The following is a 20,259-nucleotide window of genomic DNA, read 5'->3' as shown; positions in this document are numbered from 1 at the left end:
GAGGAAAGCTGTCCACAATGGTCGGTGCAGGCTGAGTGGAGCGGTTGTCAGGTGGTCAGTGCTGCAACTCCTCGAACATCTCGCGCCGGAAGATCAAAGCGCGCGCCAGGTCGGCGACCGGGCGCACCCGGGACTGGTCGGCCGGTTCCTGGTCGAGCTGCAACGCGAGCCGGCCGACCGGGTCGGCATAGCTCGGCGGCATCGACACCGCAGCGGCCCGGCACAGCTCGCCCAGCTGCCAGGTGTGGCGGTCGGTGCGGGCGCGATGGGCGATCGTCTCGATGACGGCCACCGACAGCTCGTCGGGCCAGCCCCCGGAGTGGAGGGCGAGCAACCGGTTGGCCATGCCGTCCTCGCGTCGCAGCGCCTCGGCAGCGAGCCGGCCCAGCTCGTCGGATGGCAGCACCAGATGCAGGTCCCACCGGACGGACTCACGCAGGCCGGCCGATGCCTGGCCGAGCAACGCCGTCGCCCACGTGGTGTCGCTCTGCGCCGTGGCCGCCTTGGCCCACCCGTGCAGCAGCGGCAGCTCCCAGTCGGTGCCGCGGGCCAGCTTGAGCATCGTGGCCGGGTCGCCCCAGACGGCCAGTGGCGCCCCGGCGACCACCTCCTCGAGCAGCCACGCGCTCACGCCGGTGCCCCGCGCGGGCGTGGCACCCACGCCGTCTCGGCGAAGCTCGGCAGTGAGCTCCTCGGGTGGCGTCACGATCAGCCGGTCGGCGCCGATCCGCCGGTGCTCGACCTGGACCGCGGCGCGGGCCCGCTCGGCCATGCGCGCCCCGAGCGAGGACCCCGGAAGACCGCGGAGCAGCTCCAGCGCTGCCTCGCGGACCTCCCTGCGACGGTCGTCGAGCGCCCGATCGAGGAACGCGTCGTCGTCGAGCGAGAGCCCCGTACGTAACGCACCGACGAAGCGCGCCCGGTCGTCGGAGGACTCCGTGGCCCACGTGCTCTCGACGAGCTCCCGAGCCCGGCCGGGCTCGGTGCGCCGGAGCGCGGCCAGGTGACCGAGCCGCTCGCCGAGGGAGCCGGTCTGCCAGACGTCGTCGGACGTGGCCGACGGCTCGGGGGCCTCGGCCGACGTGGCGGCTTCGTCACGCAGCCAGCGCCAATCCGCGCGCATGCCGGCCAGCCACCGGCCACGACGAGCCGCGACTTGTGCAATGGCCGGGCGGAGGATCGAGTTGCGGCGGCCGGCCTCGAGCAGCGTGGGAAGGGTCGACGGCGGCACGTGTCCGCCCCGCTCGGCGGCCGCGGCCAGCCACTGGGACAGCAGCTCCTGAGCGAGCTGGCTGCCGCCCGGAACGCCGTCGGCGAGGATGCGGGCCAGGCGCCGCCCGGCCGCGTAAGGCAGGGCGGGTGAGGTCTCGGGCGGAGCCGCGGGCACTCCGGAACGCCCGGTCGCCGGCATCACGGCGGCGCGTCGCGCCGCGAGGGCAACGGCGGCGGCGTCGAGCAGCGACGACACGCCGGTCCATGGGCGGCGGCCGGTGCCCACCAGGGCGGCGGCCAGCATCTCGGACGGGAGCTCGGGGCTGCGCGTGGTGCCCGGGTCGGGCAGGGGCGGCGCGGCCGGAACGTATCCGCCGTCGACCCAGGCGGCCAGCGGCCGCAAACCGGACGGGGACCACTCGGCGGCGACCGTCGCCGGGGCGGCCCCGGACGCGGCGAGCAGCCACCACGGCTCGCGATGACCGGCCGCCAGCGGCAGTGCGGCGCCGGTCTCGTCGGCCAGCCAGCCGTCGTCGGTCGGCGTGACCCCGGCCAGCAGCACCGGGGCGTCGTAGCGCCAGGGCTCGGCGGCGATCGTCGAGGCCCAGCCGGCCAGTGCGGTGCCGGGGTCGGTGGCGCCGTCGGGCGACCGGAACGGCTCGGCCGCGCTGTCCCGCGAGGCGACCAGGGCCCGCAGCGGGGCCGAGCCCGGGTAGAAAGTGAGGTCTCCGCGGAATTCCGTCCCGGGAACGAGGTCGGCGGCGAGGGTCTGCCCGGCCGCGGCGAACGAGAGCACCAGGGCGAACCGCTCGTGGGTGGCGCCGTGCAGCCAGGTGCGCCGCGTGGTGAGCGTGCCGTCGTCGGTGTCGACCTGGCCGAGGACCTGCCAGCGGTCGCTCAGCCGGGGCCCGGCCAGCACGTCCTCGGTGGCGACCGGGAAGCCGACGCGGCTGCGGACCGTCGCGGCCAGCTCGGGCGTCAGCTCGGAGAGCCGCTCGTGGCCGGACACCAGCAGGCGCAGCAACGCCAGCTCGCCGAGCAGGCGGTCGGCCCAGTGCGGGCCGATGCCGGCGATCGAGCCGAGGCGCCGCACCGCGCCGGCGGCGCCCGGGGCCTGCGCGTCGACGAGCCGCGCGGCCATCGTCTCGAACGGCTGATGACCGCCGCGCTGGGCGCCCGCCAGACCCTGCTGGACCTGGTCGTCGAGCCAGCGGTGCAGCTCGGCCATGCCGCCGGCCACGCGCTCGGCGCGCTGCTCGACCCGGCGGGCGGCGGCGACCGGATCGGGGGTGGCGGCGGCCCGCGGTCTGGCCTCGGCTCTGGCCGCCCGCGCGGCCTGCCACTCGACGGCGAACGCGGGTGCCGCCGCGCCGGACACATCGGACTCGGCCCAGAACATGAGCAGGCCGAGCGCGTGCTTGCAGGGGATCTTGCGGCTTGGGCAGGAGCACTTGAAGGCCGGGCCGGCGAGGTCGACACAGACCTGATAGCTGCGGCAGACGCCCCAGACGATGTCGTCGAGGCGCCCGGCCGACGACCAGGAAGCGGAACCGGAAAGAGCGCGCGCGGCCCGCACCGACGGGGCGTCGGGAGCGAGTGACTCGACGTGGATGACGGACCATCGTTCAACGGGCACGGGCAAACCTTAGGAGACGGGTACGACGTTTTCGGGGCTTGATTCGACGCGGTTCTGATGGGCAGGCCAAGCGTCGTGGCGTGCAGGGGCAGGTCGTCAGGGCGTACCCGAAAGCGGGCCCACCGCGGACCGTGACAGGATCGCCGGATCGGCAAGGCACGGAATGACGGTCGCGCAGCGACCGATTTCCGTACGCCCAACCGATGCGCTGATCACCGGATCGAGCATCCTGGGTGTGTCACACCGGGGGATGGCCAATGATCAGGGAGCAGCGGGCGTCCGGAGAGCTGACCGCGGTGGAAGAGGGCTGGCCTGAAGAGGGCTGGGCGCGAGGGGAGCAACGATGAAGGTCGTCGTCTTCGGTGCGACCGGCATGGTCGGCCAGGGTGTGCTGCGCGAGAGCCTCCTCGCCCCCGACGTCGAGGAGGTCGTCGCCGTCATCCGGACGCCGACCGGAGTGCGGCATCCCAAGCTGCGCGAGGTCACGCTCACTGATTTTGCCGACCTGACGCCGATCAGGGACGACCTGGCCGGCGCCGACGCCTGCTTCTATTGCCTGGGCGTGTCGTCGGTCGGGCTCGACGAGGCCGAGTACAGCATCATCTCCTACGACTATCCGATGGCGGCGGCCCGCGTCTTCGCCGAGGTCAGCCCGCAGGTCGCCTTCGTCTACGTCTCGGGGGCGGGCACCGATCCCGACAGCCGGCGGATGTGGTCGCGGGTCAAGGGCGGTGCCGAGCGGGACATCATCGCGCTGCTGCCCAACGCCTATGCCTTCCGCCCCGGGATCATCCGCCCGACCCATGGCGCGCGTTCCAAGACCCGGTTCATCAACTCGGTCTATACCGCCACGGCGCCCCTGCTCGCGGTGCTCGAGCGGGTGGCCCCGAAATATGTCACCAGCTCGGACCGGCTCGGTCGCGCGATGCTGCAGGCCGCCCGCACCGGCTTCCCCAACCGGGTGGTCGAGAACGCGGACCTGCGCTGAGCTGCGCTGACCCCACACCACGGCGCCGAATGCCAGCACCATGCCGCCCACCTGCGCCGGCGTGAGGCCCTGGCCCAGCGCGGCCCAGCCGACCACGGTCGCCACCAACGGCGACAGCAGCCCGAGTAGCGAGACGCGGGCAGCCGGCAGCCGCTCCAGACCCCAGAACCAGATCGAATAGGCCATCGCGGTGCCGACGAGTGACAGATAGGCATAGCCCGCGACGTTGGTCGCGGTGAGTGCCGGGGGACGGCCCTCTACGACGAGCGCGACCGGGGCCAGCAACAGACCGCCAGCGGCCAGCTGCCAGCCGGTCGAGGTCAGCAGGGAGACGCCGGGGCGGCCCCAGCGCTTGGTCAGGACCAGGCCCAACGCCATCGACGAGGTGCCGACGAGACCGGCGAGCAGACCGAGCGGGTCGAGCCGGGCGGCCGCGGTGAGCACGGTCAGGGTCACACCGGAGGCGCCGACCAGGGCGGCCAGCACGGTGCGCAGAGCGACCCGCTCGGTCAGAAGAAGGCCGGTGAGAGCGGCCACGATCAGAGGCTGAGCGGCGCCCAGCACGGCCGCCATGCCGCCGGGCAGCCGGTAGGCGCTGACGAACAGCATGGCGAAGAACAGCCCGATGTTGAGAGCGCCGAGCACAGCCGAGCGCCACCACCAGGCACCGCGCGGTAGGTGCCGGGTCAGCGCGATGAGCAGCAGGCCGGCCGGGACGGCCCTCAGGACGCCGGCCAGCAGGGGACGCCCAGGTGGAAGGAACTCGGTGGTCACCGCGTAGGTCGTGCCCCAGACGGCCGGGGTGAGGGCCGTGATGACCAGGACCGGAGTGCGCATTGGGGGCTCCCTTTAATATCCCTCGACGGAAAGTATCTCGACATGAAGATAAAACGCCGTTAGGCTCCTTGTTGTCAAGAAGCTCGACATCGAGACAATGAGAGACGTGACGCATGCGAGCGAGGCAGGCAAGGCAGAACGCACGGCCGACGGCACAGCCGACCGCGGAGCCGACGGGGTGGACCGGATCATCGAGCAATGGGCGCACGAGCGTCCCGACCTCGACACCGGCGCGATGGCGGTCTTCGGCCGCATCTTCCGGCTGGCCCGGCTCGCGGGCGATCGAGTGGAGAAGGCCTATGCCGCCTACGGCATCGGCCGGCCGGAGTTCGACGTGCTCGCCACCCTGCGCCGCGCGGGCGAGCCCTATCAGTTGTCGCCCGGAGCCCTGGCCGCCTCCATGATGCTCAGCACCGGCGGCACGACCGCGCGCCTCGACCGCCTCGAAAAGGCGGGGATGGTCGAGCGGTCGCCGTCACCGAGTGACCGGCGCGGAGTGTTGGTGCGGCTCACGTCGCACGGGTTCGACGTGATCGACCAGGCGGTCAGTGCGGGCCTGGCCGAGCAGGAGCGGTTGCTGGCACATCTCCCGGCCGAGAGGCGCCGCCAGCTCGACGACCTGCTCCGCGAGGCGCTGCACCAGCCCGCCGACCCAGTCCGCGGCGACCTCCGCTGGCTCGACTGAACGACGCCGGCACCGACCCGGGCGCGGTGCCGCCGGGCGGGACGGGCGGCGAATGCCGAGCCGTCGGGGCTTCGAGTGTCCGGCCGTACGTTCGCCGCCGACCTCGCGATGGCGCGTCGACGGATGAGGGCCGGGGAGGTGGAAGGCCGGGGTCGCTAGGCGGCGCCGTGGCCGGGCGGGACGAGCTCGGAGGGTTTCGGCGGCGGTGGGGGAGTGCCGTCGCCGAAGGGGCGGCCGCCCAGGCGGTCGCGGTCGTGGGGGGTGAGCCAGTTGGTCAGGTCGGGGCCGGCCGGGACGATGCCGGTGGGGTTGATGTTTGCGTGAACGATGTAGTAGTGCCGCTTGATGTCGACGAAGTCGATCGTGTCGCCGAAGCCTGGGGTCTGGAACAGGTCGCGGGCGTAGGACCAGAGCACCGGCATCTCGGAGAGCTTGGTCCGGTTGCACTTGAAGTGGCCGTGATAGACGGCGTCGAAGCGCACCAGCGTGGTGAACAGCCGCACGTCGGCCTCGGTGATCGTGTCGCCGACGAGGTAGCGCTGGCCGGCCAGCAGCTCGCTGAGCTTGTCCAGGCGGTCGAAGAGGCGGTGGTAGGCCTTCTCGTACGCCTCCTGGCCGGTCGCGAAGCCGGCCCGGTAGACGCCGTTGTTCACGTCCGAGAAGACGGAGGTGTTGATTTTGTCGATCTGTTCGCGGAGGTGCTCGGGGTAGAGCTCCGGCGCGCCGGACCGGTGGTACTTCCGCCACTCCAAGGACAGGTCGATCGTGATCTGGGCGAAGTCGTTGGTGACCACCTGCCCGGTCGGCACGTCCACGATCGCCGGGACCGTGATGCCCTTCTCGTAGCCGGGGAAGCGCGCGAAATAGGCGTCCTGGATGCGCTCGATGCCGAGCACCGGGTCCCGGCCGTCCGGGTCGAGGTCGAAGGTCCAGCTGCGGGCGTCGTGGGTGGGGCCGGTGACGCCCATCGAAAGCACATCCTCGAGACCGAGCAGGCGGCGCACGATGATCGCCCGGTTGGCCCACGGGCAGGCCCGGCTCACGACCAGGCGGTAGCGGCCCGGCTCGACCGGGTAGCCGTCCCGGCCGTCCTCGGTGATCCGCGTCGAGATGTAGCGCTGGTCGCGCGTGAACTCACCGGTGGGATTCGCGTCAGCCATGACCTCATACTGCCCCGTCGGGCGGCCTCCGACGCTGGATCGGGCCCACCTAAAAGCGGTGCGAGGTTGCTGGATACGCTGCTGACCATGATGGTCGGGGCCGTGGACATCTTTGCCGACAAGCCGTACCTGCTGATCGGCAGCGACGTGCCGCAAGAGTTTCTGGACGATCCGGAGGGCGACGGTGACGATGCCGACGCTGCGGTCTTCACCGGGCCGGGGCACATCATCGTGCGCAGCATCGGCCGGTCCGGGCTGGTACGCGCGACGGTGTGGGAGAGCGCCATGCCGCTGGTCGGGCAGATCGTCTTCGACGATGAGTTCGACCTGACCGAGGGCGAGCTGACGATCGGCGACCTCGAGCAGACCAGCGTGCTGGTCATGGACCTTGCGGAGGCCGGGCCGCAGCGGGTCGTCGTCTGTGTCGACGATCCTGGATTCGCGTCGCGGGTGCACATCGGCTTCGACGTCAGCGACCGCACCGTCCCGCTGCCGACGGTTGCCGGCCACACGTTGCCGCCGGTGCTGGTCTCCGCCGACGGCGAAATCGGCGCGGCCGACGTCTTCGGCCTGCTCCTCGACGGCCATGACGCGCCGCTCGCCCGGCTCGCGGCGGCGATCAAGGCGCTGCCGGTTCCGGGGTACGGGGACATCCCGCCCGACCTCGGCAAGGTTGTTCAATGGCTGCGCGGACTGGGCGGCAGCATCAGGCTGACCGAGGCCCAGGCGTGCGGCGAGCAGATCGCGGACCGGATGCGAGCGGCCGGCGACTTCGTCGGGGCCACCGTCGCCGACCAGCTGGCCCTCGAGATCGCCACCGACACCCTGGAGCGCCTCCACCTCCGCTGAGCCGGAGCGGGAGCAGGAAGAGCGCGAGCCCAACGGACACAGGACAAGCGCGGGCGGGACGCCACCCCGTGGTCGACGTCCCGCCCGCGAGCTCGGGAAAGGCTAAGCCGACTGGCGTACGACCAGCTTCGGCTCGTAGATCACGGAGGAGACGCGGCCGCTCGGGTCGTCGATGTGGGTCAGCAGCAGCCTCGCCGCCTCGGCCGCCATGTCTTCCAGCGGCTGCCGCACCGTCGTCAACGCCGGCCGGGCGGCCACCGCCGCGCTGCTGTCGTCGAAGCCGACCATCGCCACGTCTTCGGGTACGCGACGGTCCGCGTCCCGGAGGGCCAGCAGCGCACCCAGCGCCATCAGGTCGTTGGCCACGAAGACGCCGTCGAGGTCCGGGTTCGAGGACAGCAGCGTACGCATGGCAGCCTCGCCGCTCTCCTGCGTGAAGTTGCCGGTGACCGTAGGCACCCACGCATGCCCATGTTTTGCCATGGTCCGGCGGAAGCCGGAGATGCGGTCGCTGCTGGCCGGCACCTCGGCCGGCCCCGGGATCATGCCGATCTGTTTGCAGCCGCGGGCCAGCAGGTGTTCGGCGGCGAGTGTCGCGCCGGTCTCGTTGGCCAGGTCGACGTAGTTGATGGGGACCGGTTCGGCGGGCCGGCCGATGAGGACGGCCGGGACGCCGCCGTCGGTCAGCATGCGGGGGAGCGGGTCGATCGCCGGGAGGGAGAGCACCACGGCGCCGTCGGCCTGTCCGTTGCGCAGGTCGCCGATCAGGCGTTTCCGGGCGTCCTCGGTGCCGACGATCTGCAGCGCCAGCTGGACGCCCGAGGTGCGCAGCACGCTCATCAGGCCCCCGACGACGCGACCGAAGTAGGGATCGGCGAAGAAGCGGCTCATGAACGGGTCGTCGTCGTGGGACTCGGAGTCGGAGACGACGAGCGCGACCGTGCCGGTGCGCCGGGTGACCAGGGAGCGGGCGAGCCGGTTGGGCACGTAGCCGGTTTGGCCGACCGCGTCCCACACCACTTCGTGGATCTGCGGGTCGACGTTGCGGATGCCGTTGATGACCCGGGAGACCGTGGCCCGGGAGACTCCCGCCAGGCGGGCGACGTCCTCGAGGGTCGGGGCGCGTCCGCTTGGCATGCGGTCTTTATAGCACACGTGGAGAGCGCTCTCCCTCTTGGTCCGTGAAAGCCGGAAACCGAGGGAAAACCGCCGGGGCATTGACGTCCGCGACACCGTGGCGTAACACTTCGGAAAGCGCTCTCCAAGTGGGTGGCGGCGTCCCCGCGTCGTCATCTCCGAGTCCCCGATCCCCTGGAGACCAACATGACAGTTCTGAAACGGCGGCTCAGACGCCTCGTCGCCCCGATCGGCGTGGCCGTGCTCGGCGGCGGTCTCGTGATCGCCGGCGTGCAGTCGGCTCACGCCGCCGACACCCTGCTCTCGCAGGGCCGTCCCGCCATCGCGTCGTCGGCCGAGAACGGCGGAGCACCCGCCGCCGCGGCCGTCGACGGCAACACCTCCACCCGCTGGGGCAGTGCCTGGAGCGACCCGCAGTGGCTGCGCGTCGACCTCGGTAGCACGGCCACGATCACGTCGGTCCAGCTGCAGTGGGAGACCGCGTACGCGAAGGCCTTCCAGATCCAGACGTCGCCCGACGGCAACACCTGGACCTCGATCTACAACACGACCAGCGGCGCGGGCGGTAACCAGACGCTCAGCGTCAACGGTTCCGGTCGCTACGTCCGCATGTACGGGACGCAGCGGGGCACCACCTACGGCTACTCGCTGTTCGAGTTCAAGGTGTACGGATCGCTCGCGAACCCGCCGGCCTCGGACGGTCCCGGTTACATCATGGCCAACCCGCCGGTGACCGGCGTGGTGCCGTCGACCTACGTGCCGCCGCCCACCAACCCGGCCACCACGCACCACGAGTTCCAGGCCAACTGCTCGGTGAGCCGTAGCAACCTGCCGGACGACCCGATCGTGTTCCCCAACATGCCGGGCGCCTCGCACTCGCACACGTTCATGGGCAACACCACCACGAACGCGGCCACCACCCTGGCGTCGCTGCAGTCCGGAGGCACGGCCTGCATCACGCCCGGCGACAAGACCGGCTACTGGATGCCGACCCTGCTCAACGGCACGACTGCGGTGCAGCCGGTCGGCCGGCAGGTCATCTACTACAAGAGCGGCGTCATCGACTACACCAGCGTGCGCCCGTTCCCGCCGGGCCTGCGCTACGTCGTCGGCAGCCCGAGCGCCACGATGGACGATTTCAAGAACAACCCGGGTGCGGTCGAGGGCTTCGAGTGCGGTGACAGCTCGTTCAACTGGGACATCCCGGCCAACTGCCCGGCCGGCACCCAGCTCAACGCGCGCCTCCAGGCTCCGAGTTGCTGGGACGGCCTGCACCTGGACACGCCGGATCACAAGTCGCACATGGCCTACCCGGTGCTCGGCGTCTGCCCGAACGACCACCCGGTCGCCGTGCCGATGATCGAGTTCAAGATGGCGTGGCCGGTCAGCGGCGACATGTCGCAGGTCCACTTCGCCAGCGGACGCGGCTATTCATTCCACTACGACGTCTTCAATGCCTGGGACGTCCCGACCCTGGCTGCCCTGACCACCCATTGCATCAACGGTGGCCTCCAGTGCGACCCGCGCGGTTTCGACCAGTACAAGCCGGACCGCGGCGCCGCCCTTAACGAAAACTACGAACTGCCGTAATGCAAACGGGCGCCGTCGAAAGCGGCGGCGCCCGTTTCACAAAGACTTCAAAGCTTCCGTACGCGTGTGAATGACGTCCGACGCCAGCTCGCGAGTCCGTTCATCGGTGCCCGCCTTTTCCTCACTCGCGGCCAGGTTTTGCCCCTGTTTCAAATGGGCGCCGATCTGCTCGCGGAGTAGCTTGTCGAATGCCGGCCCGGAAAGCGCCGACGCCTTCTGAACCGTGTCGGCCGTGACCAGCCCCGGCATGGGCATGCCCTCGTGCGGGTTTTGAGCCGGGAGCCCGGCCTCGTCGTGCAGCGCCCGCAGCTTGGTCAACTCGGCGCCGGTAAATGCTTGCACCTGCTGAACCAGAGCCTGCGTCTTCGCATCTTTGCTCTGCCGCGGCGCGAGGGCGAGCAACGGTTCTGCCTGCTCGTCCATCGCGATCGTAATTTCGATCCAGGCGAGGTCGGTGCCGCCGAAGTTTGCAGTCGAAGCAACCGCCGGCGGTTGGCTGGTTCCCTTGCTGCTGTTGTCGCTTCTGCCGCAGCCGGCCACCCCGGTCAGGGCCGTAGCAATCGCTATCAGCCCAGCGGCCGGAATGGCGGCACGGCGAGGGATTCGGGGGTGTGGCACGCAAGAAGTCTCGTCTTCGAGGCGCCTGGATGTCAACCATTAGGCATTGACCTGGGTCGCAGGGAAAACAACCAATCCCGCCGGGGCCCTCCCCCGATTCGATTATCGCGTGAAAGTGAAGATCCTGGGGGGCGCCTGTGGATAACTGCTACACCGTGACGTCGAAGGATCCGCCCAGCGCGCTCGCGCTGGCCGTGATCGGCTTACTCTGCTGCTGCGGCGTCTGTGCCACCGGCAGCACCTGCTGCTCGGCCGCCCGCTGCGCCGCTTGGGCGGCCTGCGCCTGCTGCGCCGCCTGTTGCGCCCGGGCCACCGCGTCCCGGTCCTCGGCCAGCACCTTCGCGGCATCTGCCTTCGCCGCGAGGTCGGCGGCGAGCCTCTGCTGGGCCTTCTGCAACTGGGTGTACGCGTCGTTGACGCTGCTCGTTCCGGAAATCGAGCCGATAGCGCTGACGGACATCACGTCTCCTGGGGGGTGAGGATCTCGTTCGCCGCACCCCATCGGCCGCCGGTGCCCGGTCCTGTGGACAACCTCCTTGGAATCCGCTGAGAAAACCCGGTCGGTAGAGGCTCATGTGGCAGAAGAGCGGCTCGCCGGCGGCGCGGGCGCAGCCGGCGAGCCCGATCAACGCTTCGGCGACCGTCCGGAGCCGGGCCGGGTCGACGTCGCTGTGGAACTCCTCGATGCCGGCCAGCGTGCGGCCAGGCCGGCCGGCGTGTCCCGCGTCTGGTCGTCGAGGACCACCACCCAGGGACCTCTTCGGCGAACGGGTCGTCCGGCCGGACCAGCTGGTCGCCGGCCAGGGAGGCGCTCCAGGGCTGGTCGGTCGCGAACGCCACCAGCTGTCCCAGGACCACCGGAGGGTCGATCTGCTTCAGTTCGACGCCGTCCGGGATCGCCGAATCGGCGGCCACGTTCGGTGCGTGGAAGTAGACCGTATCGGAACTCAAGCGCCGAAGTAGTACCCCGCGTCCAGGTCCTCGATCAGGGTGTTGTGGCTGGGGTGCCAGTCGAGGAGTCGCTGGGTCTTCTCGCTGGAGGTCGGGCAGTCGGCGGCGAAGATCGGGCCGATCCATCCGAAGTGGTCGGCTGCCTGGTCGGCCGGGATCGACTTCACCGGCAGGTCGAGGCCGCGCCCGATCGCCTCGGCGATCTCGCGCGACGACACGCCCTGCTCGGCAATGGCGTGCACGATCGTGCCGGCCAAGCCGCCCTGCTCGGCGACGGGGTGCGTGGTCGTGCCGGCCAGGGCGCCCTGCTCGGCGATGGGGTGCGCGGTCGTGCCGGCCGGGCCGCCGTCGATGGCCTTGGCGACCAGGGCCCCCGCATCGAGGCGGTGGACGGCCGGCCAGACGTTGGTGCCGTCTCCGACGTACGCCGAGACGCCCTTGTCCCGGGCGATGCCGGCGAGCACCTTGGTGAACCCGTAGTCGCCCTCGCCGTGCACGGTCGGGGCGAAGCGGACCACGATCGGCCGTACGCCGCGGTCGGCCAGGGCGAGGGTGGCGGCCGCGTTGGCGATCCGGGGGTGTGCCGCCGCGCCGGGCCGGTCGTCCTCGGTGGCCGGGCGGTCGTTGGTCAGGCCGAGTACGCCCGACGCGATGAGCAGCGGCCGGTCGCTGCCGGCCAGCACCTCGCCGAAGGCGTCGATCGCCGCGCGGTCGGTGCCGGCGGCGGCGCCCATCTGCGAGAAGTCGTGGTTGTAGCCGAGGTGGACCACGCCGTCGCTCGTCGCGGCGGCGGCCCGTAGCCCTTCGAGGTCGTTCAGGTCGCCGCGCTGAACGTCGGCGCCGAGTGCGGCGACCTTGGCCGCGGCGGCGTCGGAGCGCGCCAGTCCGAGCACCTGGTGGCCGGCGGCGAGCAGTTCGGGGACGACGGCGGAAGCGATCCAGCCGGACGCCCCGGTGACGAAGATACGCATGAGAAACCTCCTGATGTCACTTGATGACATGACCATAGCAGGAGTCATGTCATCAAGTGACATGACTACACTCACAGCGTGGGGCGATGGGCGGAGGACGCGAACGGACGGCTGCGGGCAGCCGCCATGCAGCTGTACGTCGAACGCGGCTTCGAAGACACGACGGTGGCCGACATCGCGGCGAAGGCGGGCGTCACCGCGCGTACGTTCTTCCGGCACTTCGCCGACAAGCGTGAGGTCCTCTTCGCCGGCTCGGCCGAGTTGCAGGACGCCCTGGTCGCGGCCCTGAAGGGAGCGCCGCCCGAGGCCACTCCGATGCAGGCGGTCGCGGCCGCCCTCGACGCCGCCGCCGAGTTCCTGGGCCAGAACCGGGAGCACTCCCGCCAGCGGCAGGCCATCATCAACTCCCACGCCGACCTGCTCGAGCGCGAGCTGATCAAGATGGCGCGGCTGGCCGACGCGCTCGCCGAGGGCCTCCGCCGGCGCGGCGTTCCCGAGCCGGACGCAAGCCTGGCCGCCGAGGCGGGCGTGGTGGTGTTCCGCGTCGCGTTCTCCCGCTGGGTCGCCCCCGACGACCACACCGATCAAGCGGGCCCCGACAACGGGGTCGCGCCCGGCGACGGAGGCCGCCGGGGCGCGTCCCGCGGTGAGGCCGGCCCGGGCGTGAGCCTGCGGCAGATGATGCGCGACGATCTCGCCCGGTTGAGCGAGGTCACCACGCAGGGCTGATCACGGCTCCAGATCGACGCCCACCGCGTAGTGGTCGGACGGGTAGACCCCACCGATCGGGCGGTCGCCGGCCACGAAGGCGCCGTGCACCGCCAGCGGCAGGCCGGGGCGCCCGACCCGGGCGAAGACGTGGTCGATCCGGCGGTCCAGTTGTTTGACCGCGTCGCGTGGGGCGATCGCCAGCCGCCCGTCGAGGGTCACCGCGGCCGGGTCGCCGCCCGCTGCCTCCCAGGTGTCGACCATGGCGTCGACCAGCGGCGCCAGTTCGGGCTGGTCGACCGACGCGTTGAGGTCGGCGAGCAGCAGCACCGGCAGCGGCCCGTCGAAGCGTTTGTCGGTCGCGAGCGCGGCCAGGAACCGGGTCTGGGCCAGGTGATCGGCGGCGAACTGCGTTTCCCATTCGGTGCCGGCGACGATCACGTGCAGCGGCCCGCGCGGATGGTCGAGGGTGGCGACCAGCGCCACGGGATGCGCGCCGCCGCGCTGGTCATGCGGCAGCCCCGGGGTTTCCAGCGAGAGGATCGGCCAGCGGCTGACCAGGCCGAGCCCGGCGTCGACGCCGGGATGGTCCGGATCGCAGAAGGCGGCGTCGGCCGCCGGGATCCAGGCCGAGTGCATCCCGCCGGCCTGGGAGGCGAGCCGGTGCGGCTGGTCGGTGCCGTCGCCCGACCAGCTCTCCACCAGGCCCAAAACGTCCGGCCGATAGGTCTCGAGCGTGGCCAGGATGCCCTTCTCGCGCGCCCGCCAGTCGTCGCCGAACCGCCACCAGACGTTCCAGACCATCACTCTCATCGATGCAACATACAGAAGAAAAGGCTAGGCGTTCTGCCAGAGGCCGATCAGATTGCCCTCGGTGTCGTGGACGTAGGCGCTGAAGCCCATGTCGCCCACCGGCTGCCGGCCGATGGCGACCTTGCCGCCCAGCTTTTCGATGCGGGCCAGCGACTCGTCGATGTCGTCGACCCCGATCGTGATGACCGGCGACGTGATCGGCCCCTGCCGGTGGAGCATCCCGCCGTTGATGCCGGCGGACTCGGAATCGGTCGTGGTGACCATCGTGTATTGCATCTGGGGCATCGAGTTGAGCTGCCACCCGAATGCCTCGCGGTAGAACGCCGTGGCCCGCTCTCCGTCGTCGAACGGGACCTCGAAGTGGACGACCTTGTCCATGGCTGCCTCCCAAGCGTCCCCGACAGCGTCCTACCACCGGAGGCGTCCGTAAAGGCGGAAGTGGGTTCCCCCGGTGGCCACCGCCAGACGTCCACCGGGGGAGGTACGAGGGGTCAGCTCCGGTAGACGCCGAACTCCCACAGGGAATAGCCGTAGGCGGTGGCCCGGGTCTGGCCGTTCATCCGCACATAGCGGCCGTTGCCGCTGATGTTCAGATCGTCGAATCCGCCGTTGCCGGTGGTCGTCGAATAGATGGTGGTCCAGTTCGTGCCGTCGTTCGAGGTCTGGATCTGGTAGCCCTTGGCGTACGCGTTCTCCCAGGCCAGCTGCACGTGGTTGAACGACTGGGCCGAGCCGAGGTCGACCTGCATCCACGCGGTGTCGAGCCACTCGCTGGCCCACCGGGTGTTGTAGTCGCCGTCCACCGCATAGGACGGCAGCTGCGGGCCGTTGGTGCCGGTCGGCTGGTAGGACGACGCGGTCGCGGTCCTGCCCTTGGCCAGGTTGGTACCGGGGATGGTCGGCGGCACCACCTTGAACGACCTCGTCTCGATGCCGACGTTGCCCTGACCGTCGTACGCGTAGACGTAGACCTTCCAGACCCCGAGCTGCTCCGGCGCCTTGACCGTGAACGACCCGTTGCCGTTGTCGGTGAAGCTGACGTTGAGCAGGCCGGTGCCGCCGCCGCTGACGTACTTGTTGGAGTACATCAGGTTGTAGCGGAGGTAGTCGCCGTTCGGATCCGTGACGCCGGCGTTGACGGTGAACGTGCCACCGGCCGGCACCGCGGTCTGGTTGGACACCGTCATCGAGTTGATCTCGGGAGCGGTGTTGGCGGGAGCCTGGCCGGTGTACGCCTTCTGCAGTGCGGCGTAGCCGAGCCGCTTCCAGCCGCCGGTGAACGTGTTGAGCCAGACGCCGCCGAAGTCGTTCTCGATGCCGTAGTGGAATTCCGTAATGCCCAGGTCAACCGAAGGGTGGGCGTTGACCGCGTTCCAGCTCGCCGTGTAGCCGTCCCGCTTCTGCAGGTCGGTCGGCTCGGTCGGCACACCGTTGACGTCGTTGGGAACCTCCCACTCGCCGGCCGGGCCGCCCTCGGTGACGACGTACGGCTTGGTGTAGCCGCCGGACACCCAGTCGTTGTAGACGTTGCCGATCGCGCCGTACGAGTTGACCGCCATCAGGTCGAGCGACGGCGAGTACTGCTTGTAGTACGGCCAGGCACCGGTGTACGCGTCGGTGGATGTCACCGGATGGTTGGGGTCGGCGCCGTGGATCGCGTCGGCCACCTGGTTGACGAACTTGGCGTACCCGACCCGCCGCGCCTCGACGTCGGCTGCGGAGAGCCCGTGGTCCTGCATGGTCAGGATGACCTCGTTGCCGACGTCCCACATCAGCACGCCCTGGTGACCCTTGAGCAGGTTGACGTCGTTGACGATCGAGGTCTTCACCGAGTTCATGTACGCGGTGTCGCCGACGTAGTCGGCGCCCTGGTTGAGCCACTCACCGACGATCACCTTGATCCCGTAGCGGGCCGCGGTGTCGATCAGGATCGGCGTGTTGGTCTGGTCGACGCCCCACACCCGGATCGTGTTGACGCCCATGTTCTTCAGGTCGCGCACGTAGCCGTCCGCGGCCTGGGCCGGCGGGCCGTACGTGATGCCCTTGACCTGCCACGGCGCGCCGTTGACGGTCAGCGTCCAGTTGCCCTGCGAGCCGGTCACCTTGACCACGCTGGGCCCGGCCGGGATTGCCGGGTCGGTCATCGCGGCCGGCGTGGTGCCGCTCGCGGTGGCCACGCTCACCGAGTCGACGCTCAGCACGCCGCCGGACGTGGTGTCGGCGGTCGGCGTGGTGACGCCGGCGATCGCGTTCGGCAGCGAGCCGCCGATGCCGAGGTCGAGCCGGAGGAAGAAGCCGTGGTGCACGGCCGCGTTCCAGGCGGTGACGCCGACCTGGGACTCGCGGACCAGGTGGCTCTGGTGACCGTCGAGGTAGAACCGGATCTCCTCGTCGGTCTTGGTGCGGTCGACGACCTCGGAGTACTCGTGGTAGCCGGTCTGGCAGCCGGGGCAGCTCGCGAAGCCGCTCTGGCGGCCGTTGTACTCGGCGCACGGGCCGTCGGGCGCGGTGCCGCAGTGCAGCGTCTGGGAGAGCTGGCTGCGCCCGTTGACGTCGGTCATGATGTCGGTCTCGCCGACCGACGGGAAGTTGTTGTAGTTGCCCCGGTACGCCGCCCCGGTGGCCCGGAAGCCGGGCCAGTAACCCAGTGCGTTGGCGACGTTGGGCTGCTGGATGACCGCGGTGAACCTGGTCTGCTGGCCGGCCTTCGGCTCGAAGTCGGTGCGCTGGGTCTCCAGGCGTCCCGAGGTCCAGTTGCCGGCACCGTCCCGGATCGCCTTGATGTTGAGGTGGCCGCTGCCGTCGAGGGAGACGTTGGCGGTCGACGCCGAGGCGGTCTCCACCTCACCAGTGCCCCAGTTGGCCGCGCCGCCGGGGTAGGAAGTGCCGGTGCGCGTCAGCCAGTTGGCGCTCGAGGGTGACGTGTTGGCGGCGCCGCTGAAGTCGTCCGACCACACGGTGGTGAAGTTCCCCGGGGGCGTGGTGGTCGGTGGAGCGGTGGTCGGGGGAGTGGTGGTCGTTCCGCCGCCGCCGGTGAAGACCTTGAACTCGTACAGCGAATAGCCGTAGCCGCCGGGGCGCGCCGTGCCGTACATCCGCACGTACCGTCCGGAACCGCTCACCGTGAGCGTCTCGCTCCCGCCGGCGCCGGTCGTGGTCGAGTAGATCGACGTCCAGTTGCTGCCGTCGGGCGAGGTCTGGATCTGGTACGCCTTGCCGTACGCGGCCTCCCACTGCAGCACGACCTGGCAGATCGACTGGGTGCTGCCCAGGTCGACCTGGATCCACTGCGGGTCGGAGAACGTGGACGACCAGCGGGTGCCGGCGTTGCCGTCGACCGCCATCGAGGCCGCGACGTCGGCGCCCTCCTGCGAGGACGCGGTCGCGGTCTTGCCCTGGGCCGCGTTGGTGGGCCCGCAGGCGCTGGTCGAGGTGCCGGACGCGCCGAAGACCTGGAACTCCCAGAGCGAGTAGCCGTAGCCGCCCGGGCGTGCGGTGCCGTACATCCGCACGTAGCGCCCGGAGCCGCTCACCGTGAGTGTCTCGGTGCCGCCGGCGCCGGTGGTGGTCGAGTAGACCGACGTCCAGTTGGCGCCGTCGGGCGAGGTCTGGATCTGGTACGCCTTGCCGTACGCGGATTCCCAGTTGAGGACGATCGAGGTGATCGTCGCGGTCTGTCCGAGGTCGACCTGGATCCACTGCGGGTCCGAGAACGTGGACGACCAGCGGGTGCCGGTGTTGCCGTCGGTCGCGTTGGCGGCGGCCGTGTCGGCGCCCTCGCTGGACGAGGCGGTGGTGGGTTTGCCCTGCGAGAGCAGGGTGTCGGCCGCGTGCGCGCCGAGCGACACGACGACGACGTAGGCGGCCACGAGGGCCAGCACGGCGATCGGGATGAGACGCCGCCACGCGCGTGGCGGGGAGGTTGCCGGTATCACGGGGACTCCAGGGGATAGGAGTGATCTCGGGCCTGAGCGCCGGGGAAAGCGCTCTCCGTCAGTGGGCGAAGTGTTACGCCGGGTTTTCCGGTGTGTCAATACCCCTTGCCCTTCGCCGCCGGTCAAAAGCGGATCAAAGCCGCGAGCGTCTTGACAGACGGGTCGTAAATGGCGCACGGTGGGCGAACCTTGGAGAGCGCTCTCCAAGCAGTGGCCGGCGATGCCTAGGGGGCTCGCCGGCCACGCCCTGGCCCTAATCTCCCGGAGGCCTGATGAGCACGCTCGCAGTTCCGCAGAACGGCGCCCGGCTCCGATTCCCGGCCGATTTCTGGTGGGGCGCCTCGACCGCCGCCTATCAGATCGAAGGATCGGTCGACGCCGATGGCCGCGCGCCCTCGATCTGGGACACGTTCGCCGCCGTTCCCGGCCGGATCGAGAACGGCGACACCGGCCGGACGGCCTGCGACCATTACCTGCGCTATTCCGACGACGTACGCCTGATGGCCGAACTCGGGCTCACCGCGTACCGTTTCTCGGTCGCCTGGCCCCGCGTCCTGCCGGACCCGGACGGCCGGCCCGACCAGCGCGGCCTCGACTTCTACGACCGTCTGGTCGACGAATTGCTGGCGGCCGGCATCCGGCCCACGGCAACGCTCTATCACTGGGATCTGCCGCAGGCGATCGAGGACCGCGGCGGGTGGGCGGTCCGGGAGACCGCGTCCCGCTTTTCCGAGTACGCCGTGACCGTCGCGAATCGTCTCGGTGACCGGGTCGCGATGTGGAACACGCTGAACGAGCCGTGGTGCTCGGCCTTCCTCGGATATGGCGCCGGCGTGCACGCGCCCGGCCGCACGTCCTATGCCGACGCCCTCGCGGCCACCCACCATCTTCTGCTGGCGCACGGGCGGACGGCGGAGATCCTGCGCGCGCATTGCCCGTCCGCTCAGGTGTCGATAGCGCTCAATGCCGGAACCGTCCGCCCGGCCTCCGGTTCGGCGGCCGACCAGGACGCCGCCCGCATGATCGACGGAATGCTGAACCGCATCTTCTTCGACCCGCTGCTGCGCGGCGCCTACCCGGCGGACGTCATCGACGACACCGCCTGGGTGAGCGACTGGTCGTTCGTCCGGGACGGGGATCTGGCCGAGATCAGCCAGCCGCTGGACGCGATCGGCGTCAACTACTACCAGCCCGACCTGGTGGCGGCCGGCCCCGGTCCTTCGCTGCCCTATCCGACGCGGGGCCGGGTTTCCTGGACGCCGCTCGAAGGGCCGGTCACCGGAATGGGCTGGGCGGTCGACCCGTCCGGACTGCACGAGATGCTGGTGCGGATCACGCGCGATTACGGTTCGATTCCGCTCTATGTGACCGAGAACGGGGCGGCCTTCGACGACTCGGTCACCTCGGGGCGGGTGCACGATCCGGCCCGCATCGAGTACTTGAAGGCCCACTTCGAGGCGGCCCACCGGGCGCTGGCCGACGGGGTCGACCTGCGCGGCTATTTCGTCTGGTCGCTGCTCGACAACTTCGAATGGGCCTTCGGCTACGGCAAACGGTTCGGCCTGATCCGGGTCGACTACGAGAGCCAGGAACGTACGCCGAAGGACAGCGCCTTCTGGTACCGCGACGTGATCGCCGCGGGCGGTTTCTGAGGTTTGCTTCAGGGCGGCCCGCCGCTGCCGATGAAACGCCGGTCAGATACGGACGACGACGGGCCACGCCTGATGACCGCTGAACCACGAACCGGCGCCGCAGGCCGCCTACCCGGACCCGAGCCTGTCGTTGTGGCCGGACAAGCTTCCCGGCTACCTCAAGCCCTACCCGCCGCCGGGCGGATTCTCGGGCCGGGGTCCCGCCGCCGCTCCGGTGGTCATCTTCACCCTGCTCTTCGGTGTCTTCGGCCTGATCTCGGCCAGCCGGCGGGCCAGCGGGCGGAGGCGGTGGGCGACAGCCCGGGCAGGTACTGGATGGCCTTCTGCGTCACCCTGAGCATCGGCTGGGTGGTCGGCCCGACCGGCGCGGGCAACTACAAGTGCGCCGTCACCCTCGCCGACACCACCAGGGCCACCGTTCTCGTCCACGCCGGCACCGCCGGCTGGCGAATCCTCGGCCAAGCAAAGTAACGCCGAAATTTTCCGTCGGGGATGTCGAGGGGAGCCGGGCCGCTCC

At 70.5% G+C, this 20,259-nt stretch carries 16 protein-coding genes and 1 pseudogene; 7 read left to right on the top strand and 10 right to left on the bottom strand.

Going from position 1 to position 20,259, the window contains the following annotated elements; all coding sequences use genetic code 11:
• Positions 1–55 precede the first annotated feature (55 nt).
• A complete protein-coding gene (locus tag ACIA5C_RS06190; protein WP_396051771.1) occupies positions 56–2,848 on the bottom strand; it encodes a DUF5691 domain-containing protein in 2,793 nt (930 codons plus the stop codon).
• Positions 2,849–3,191: 343 nt separating this feature from the next.
• Here ACIA5C_RS06190 and ACIA5C_RS06185 point away from each other — a divergent pair, with 343 nt between their 5' ends.
• Positions 3,192–3,836: an NAD-dependent epimerase/dehydratase family protein gene (locus tag ACIA5C_RS06185; protein ID WP_396052047.1), complete on the top strand. Its 645-nt coding sequence runs from the start codon at positions 3,192–3,194 to the stop codon at positions 3,834–3,836.
• A gap of 27 nt (positions 3,837–3,863) precedes the next feature.
• On the opposite strand, the pseudogene ACIA5C_RS06180 reads toward ACIA5C_RS06185, so the two are convergent.
• Positions 3,864–4,673: pseudogene (locus ACIA5C_RS06180) on the bottom strand (EamA family transporter); the annotation flags it as partial.
• A 106-nt stretch (positions 4,674–4,779) separates the two neighbouring features.
• Between ACIA5C_RS06180 and ACIA5C_RS06175 the strand changes: the two are divergent.
• Positions 4,780–5,358, top strand: coding sequence for a MarR family winged helix-turn-helix transcriptional regulator (locus ACIA5C_RS06175; RefSeq protein WP_396051769.1), 579 nt, complete (start codon positions 4,780–4,782; stop codon positions 5,356–5,358).
• Between the two features lie 155 nt (positions 5,359–5,513).
• Here ACIA5C_RS06175 and ACIA5C_RS06170 read toward each other — a convergent pair whose 3' ends face one another.
• Entirely contained in the window at positions 5,514–6,518 is a 1,005-nt protein-coding gene (locus ACIA5C_RS06170; protein WP_396051767.1) for a glutathione S-transferase family protein, read from the bottom strand.
• An 87-nt stretch (positions 6,519–6,605) separates the two neighbouring features.
• Here ACIA5C_RS06170 and ACIA5C_RS06165 point away from each other — a divergent pair, with 87 nt between their 5' ends.
• Positions 6,606–7,367 (top strand): hypothetical protein, encoded by a 762-nt coding sequence (locus tag ACIA5C_RS06165; RefSeq protein ID WP_396051764.1) that lies wholly within the window; start codon positions 6,606–6,608, stop codon positions 7,365–7,367.
• 102 nt (positions 7,368–7,469) lie between these two features.
• Here ACIA5C_RS06165 and ACIA5C_RS06160 read toward each other — a convergent pair whose 3' ends face one another.
• Complete coding sequence (locus ACIA5C_RS06160; protein WP_396051763.1) at positions 7,470–8,504, bottom strand: LacI family DNA-binding transcriptional regulator; 1,035 nt, start codon at positions 8,502–8,504, stop codon at positions 7,470–7,472.
• Between the two features lie 186 nt (positions 8,505–8,690).
• On the opposite strand from ACIA5C_RS06160, the gene ACIA5C_RS06155 reads away from it, so the two are divergent.
• Positions 8,691–10,094, top strand: coding sequence for a DUF1996 domain-containing protein (locus tag ACIA5C_RS06155; protein WP_396051761.1), 1,404 nt, complete (start codon positions 8,691–8,693; stop codon positions 10,092–10,094).
• Between the two features lie 36 nt (positions 10,095–10,130).
• Here the strand turns inward: ACIA5C_RS06155 and ACIA5C_RS06150 are convergent, their stop codons facing one another.
• The 3 genes from ACIA5C_RS06150 to ACIA5C_RS06140 form a co-directional block, all read right to left on the bottom strand.
• Positions 10,131–10,712 (bottom strand): DUF305 domain-containing protein, encoded by a 582-nt coding sequence (locus ACIA5C_RS06150; RefSeq protein WP_396051759.1) that lies wholly within the window; start codon positions 10,710–10,712, stop codon positions 10,131–10,133.
• Between the two features lie 148 nt (positions 10,713–10,860).
• The gene (locus tag ACIA5C_RS06145) at positions 10,861–11,172 is read right to left on the bottom strand and encodes a hypothetical protein (RefSeq protein WP_396051757.1); all 312 of its coding nucleotides are present in this window, start codon (positions 11,170–11,172) and stop codon (positions 10,861–10,863) included.
• A gap of 487 nt (positions 11,173–11,659) precedes the next feature.
• Positions 11,660–12,634 (bottom strand): SDR family oxidoreductase, encoded by a 975-nt coding sequence (locus ACIA5C_RS06140; RefSeq protein ID WP_396051756.1) that lies wholly within the window; start codon positions 12,632–12,634, stop codon positions 11,660–11,662.
• Positions 12,635–12,712: 78 nt separating this feature from the next.
• On the opposite strand from ACIA5C_RS06140, the gene ACIA5C_RS06135 reads away from it, so the two are divergent.
• Positions 12,713–13,363, top strand: coding sequence for a TetR/AcrR family transcriptional regulator (locus tag ACIA5C_RS06135; RefSeq protein WP_396051754.1), 651 nt, complete (start codon positions 12,713–12,715; stop codon positions 13,361–13,363).
• Here the strand turns inward: ACIA5C_RS06135 and ACIA5C_RS06130 are convergent, their stop codons facing one another.
• From ACIA5C_RS06130 to ACIA5C_RS06120, 3 genes are all read right to left on the bottom strand, one after another.
• Entirely contained in the window at positions 13,364–14,155 is a 792-nt protein-coding gene (locus ACIA5C_RS06130; protein ID WP_396051751.1) for an endonuclease/exonuclease/phosphatase family protein, read from the bottom strand.
• 24 nt (positions 14,156–14,179) lie between these two features.
• Entirely contained in the window at positions 14,180–14,533 is a 354-nt protein-coding gene (locus tag ACIA5C_RS06125; RefSeq protein ID WP_396051750.1) for a VOC family protein, read from the bottom strand.
• A gap of 113 nt (positions 14,534–14,646) precedes the next feature.
• On the bottom strand, positions 14,647–18,090 hold the full coding sequence (locus tag ACIA5C_RS06120) for a discoidin domain-containing protein (protein ID WP_396051747.1): 3,444 nt from the start codon (positions 18,088–18,090) through the stop codon (positions 14,647–14,649).
• A 272-nt stretch (positions 18,091–18,362) separates the two neighbouring features.
• Between ACIA5C_RS06120 and ACIA5C_RS06115 the strand changes: the two genes are divergently transcribed.
• Complete coding sequence (locus tag ACIA5C_RS06115) at positions 18,363–19,742, top strand: GH1 family beta-glucosidase (RefSeq protein ID WP_396051745.1); 1,380 nt, start codon at positions 18,363–18,365, stop codon at positions 19,740–19,742.
• 288 nt (positions 19,743–20,030) lie between these two features.
• Entirely contained in the window at positions 20,031–20,213 is a 183-nt protein-coding gene (locus ACIA5C_RS06110) for a hypothetical protein (protein WP_396051742.1), read from the top strand.
• Positions 20,214–20,259 lie beyond the last annotated feature (46 nt).

It is taken from the genome of Actinoplanes sp. NPDC051343, from assembly GCF_044455125.1.
Classification (GTDB): Bacteria; Actinomycetota; Actinomycetes; order Mycobacteriales; family Micromonosporaceae; genus Actinoplanes.
This window is presented reverse-complemented; position numbering and strand designations above follow the sequence as displayed.

Bases quoted from the DNA above. Each gene is read 5' to 3' on its own strand.
- ACIA5C_RS06145 (WP_396051757.1), bottom strand. From the start codon at position 11,172: ATGTCCGTCAGCGCTATCGGCTCGATTTCCGGAACGAGCAGCGTCAAC.
- ACIA5C_RS06185 (WP_396052047.1), top strand. From the start codon at position 3,192: ATGAAGGTCGTCGTCTTCGGTGCGACCGGCATGGTCGGCCAGGGTGTG.
- ACIA5C_RS06140 (WP_396051756.1), bottom strand. From the start codon at position 12,634: ATGCGTATCTTCGTCACCGGGGCGTCCGGCTGGATCGCTTCCGCCGTC.
- ACIA5C_RS06130 (WP_396051751.1), bottom strand. From the start codon at position 14,155: ATGAGAGTGATGGTCTGGAACGTCTGGTGGCGGTTCGGCGACGACTGG.
- ACIA5C_RS06170 (WP_396051767.1), bottom strand. From the start codon at position 6,518: ATGGCTGACGCGAATCCCACCGGTGAGTTCACGCGCGACCAGCGCTAC.
- ACIA5C_RS06160 (WP_396051763.1), bottom strand. From the start codon at position 8,504: ATGCCAAGCGGACGCGCCCCGACCCTCGAGGACGTCGCCCGCCTGGCG.
- ACIA5C_RS06115 (WP_396051745.1), top strand. From the start codon at position 18,363: ATGAGCACGCTCGCAGTTCCGCAGAACGGCGCCCGGCTCCGATTCCCG.
- ACIA5C_RS06165 (WP_396051764.1), top strand. From the start codon at position 6,606: ATGATGGTCGGGGCCGTGGACATCTTTGCCGACAAGCCGTACCTGCTG.
- ACIA5C_RS06155 (WP_396051761.1), top strand. From the start codon at position 8,691: ATGACAGTTCTGAAACGGCGGCTCAGACGCCTCGTCGCCCCGATCGGC.
- ACIA5C_RS06125 (WP_396051750.1), bottom strand. From the start codon at position 14,533: ATGGACAAGGTCGTCCACTTCGAGGTCCCGTTCGACGACGGAGAGCGG.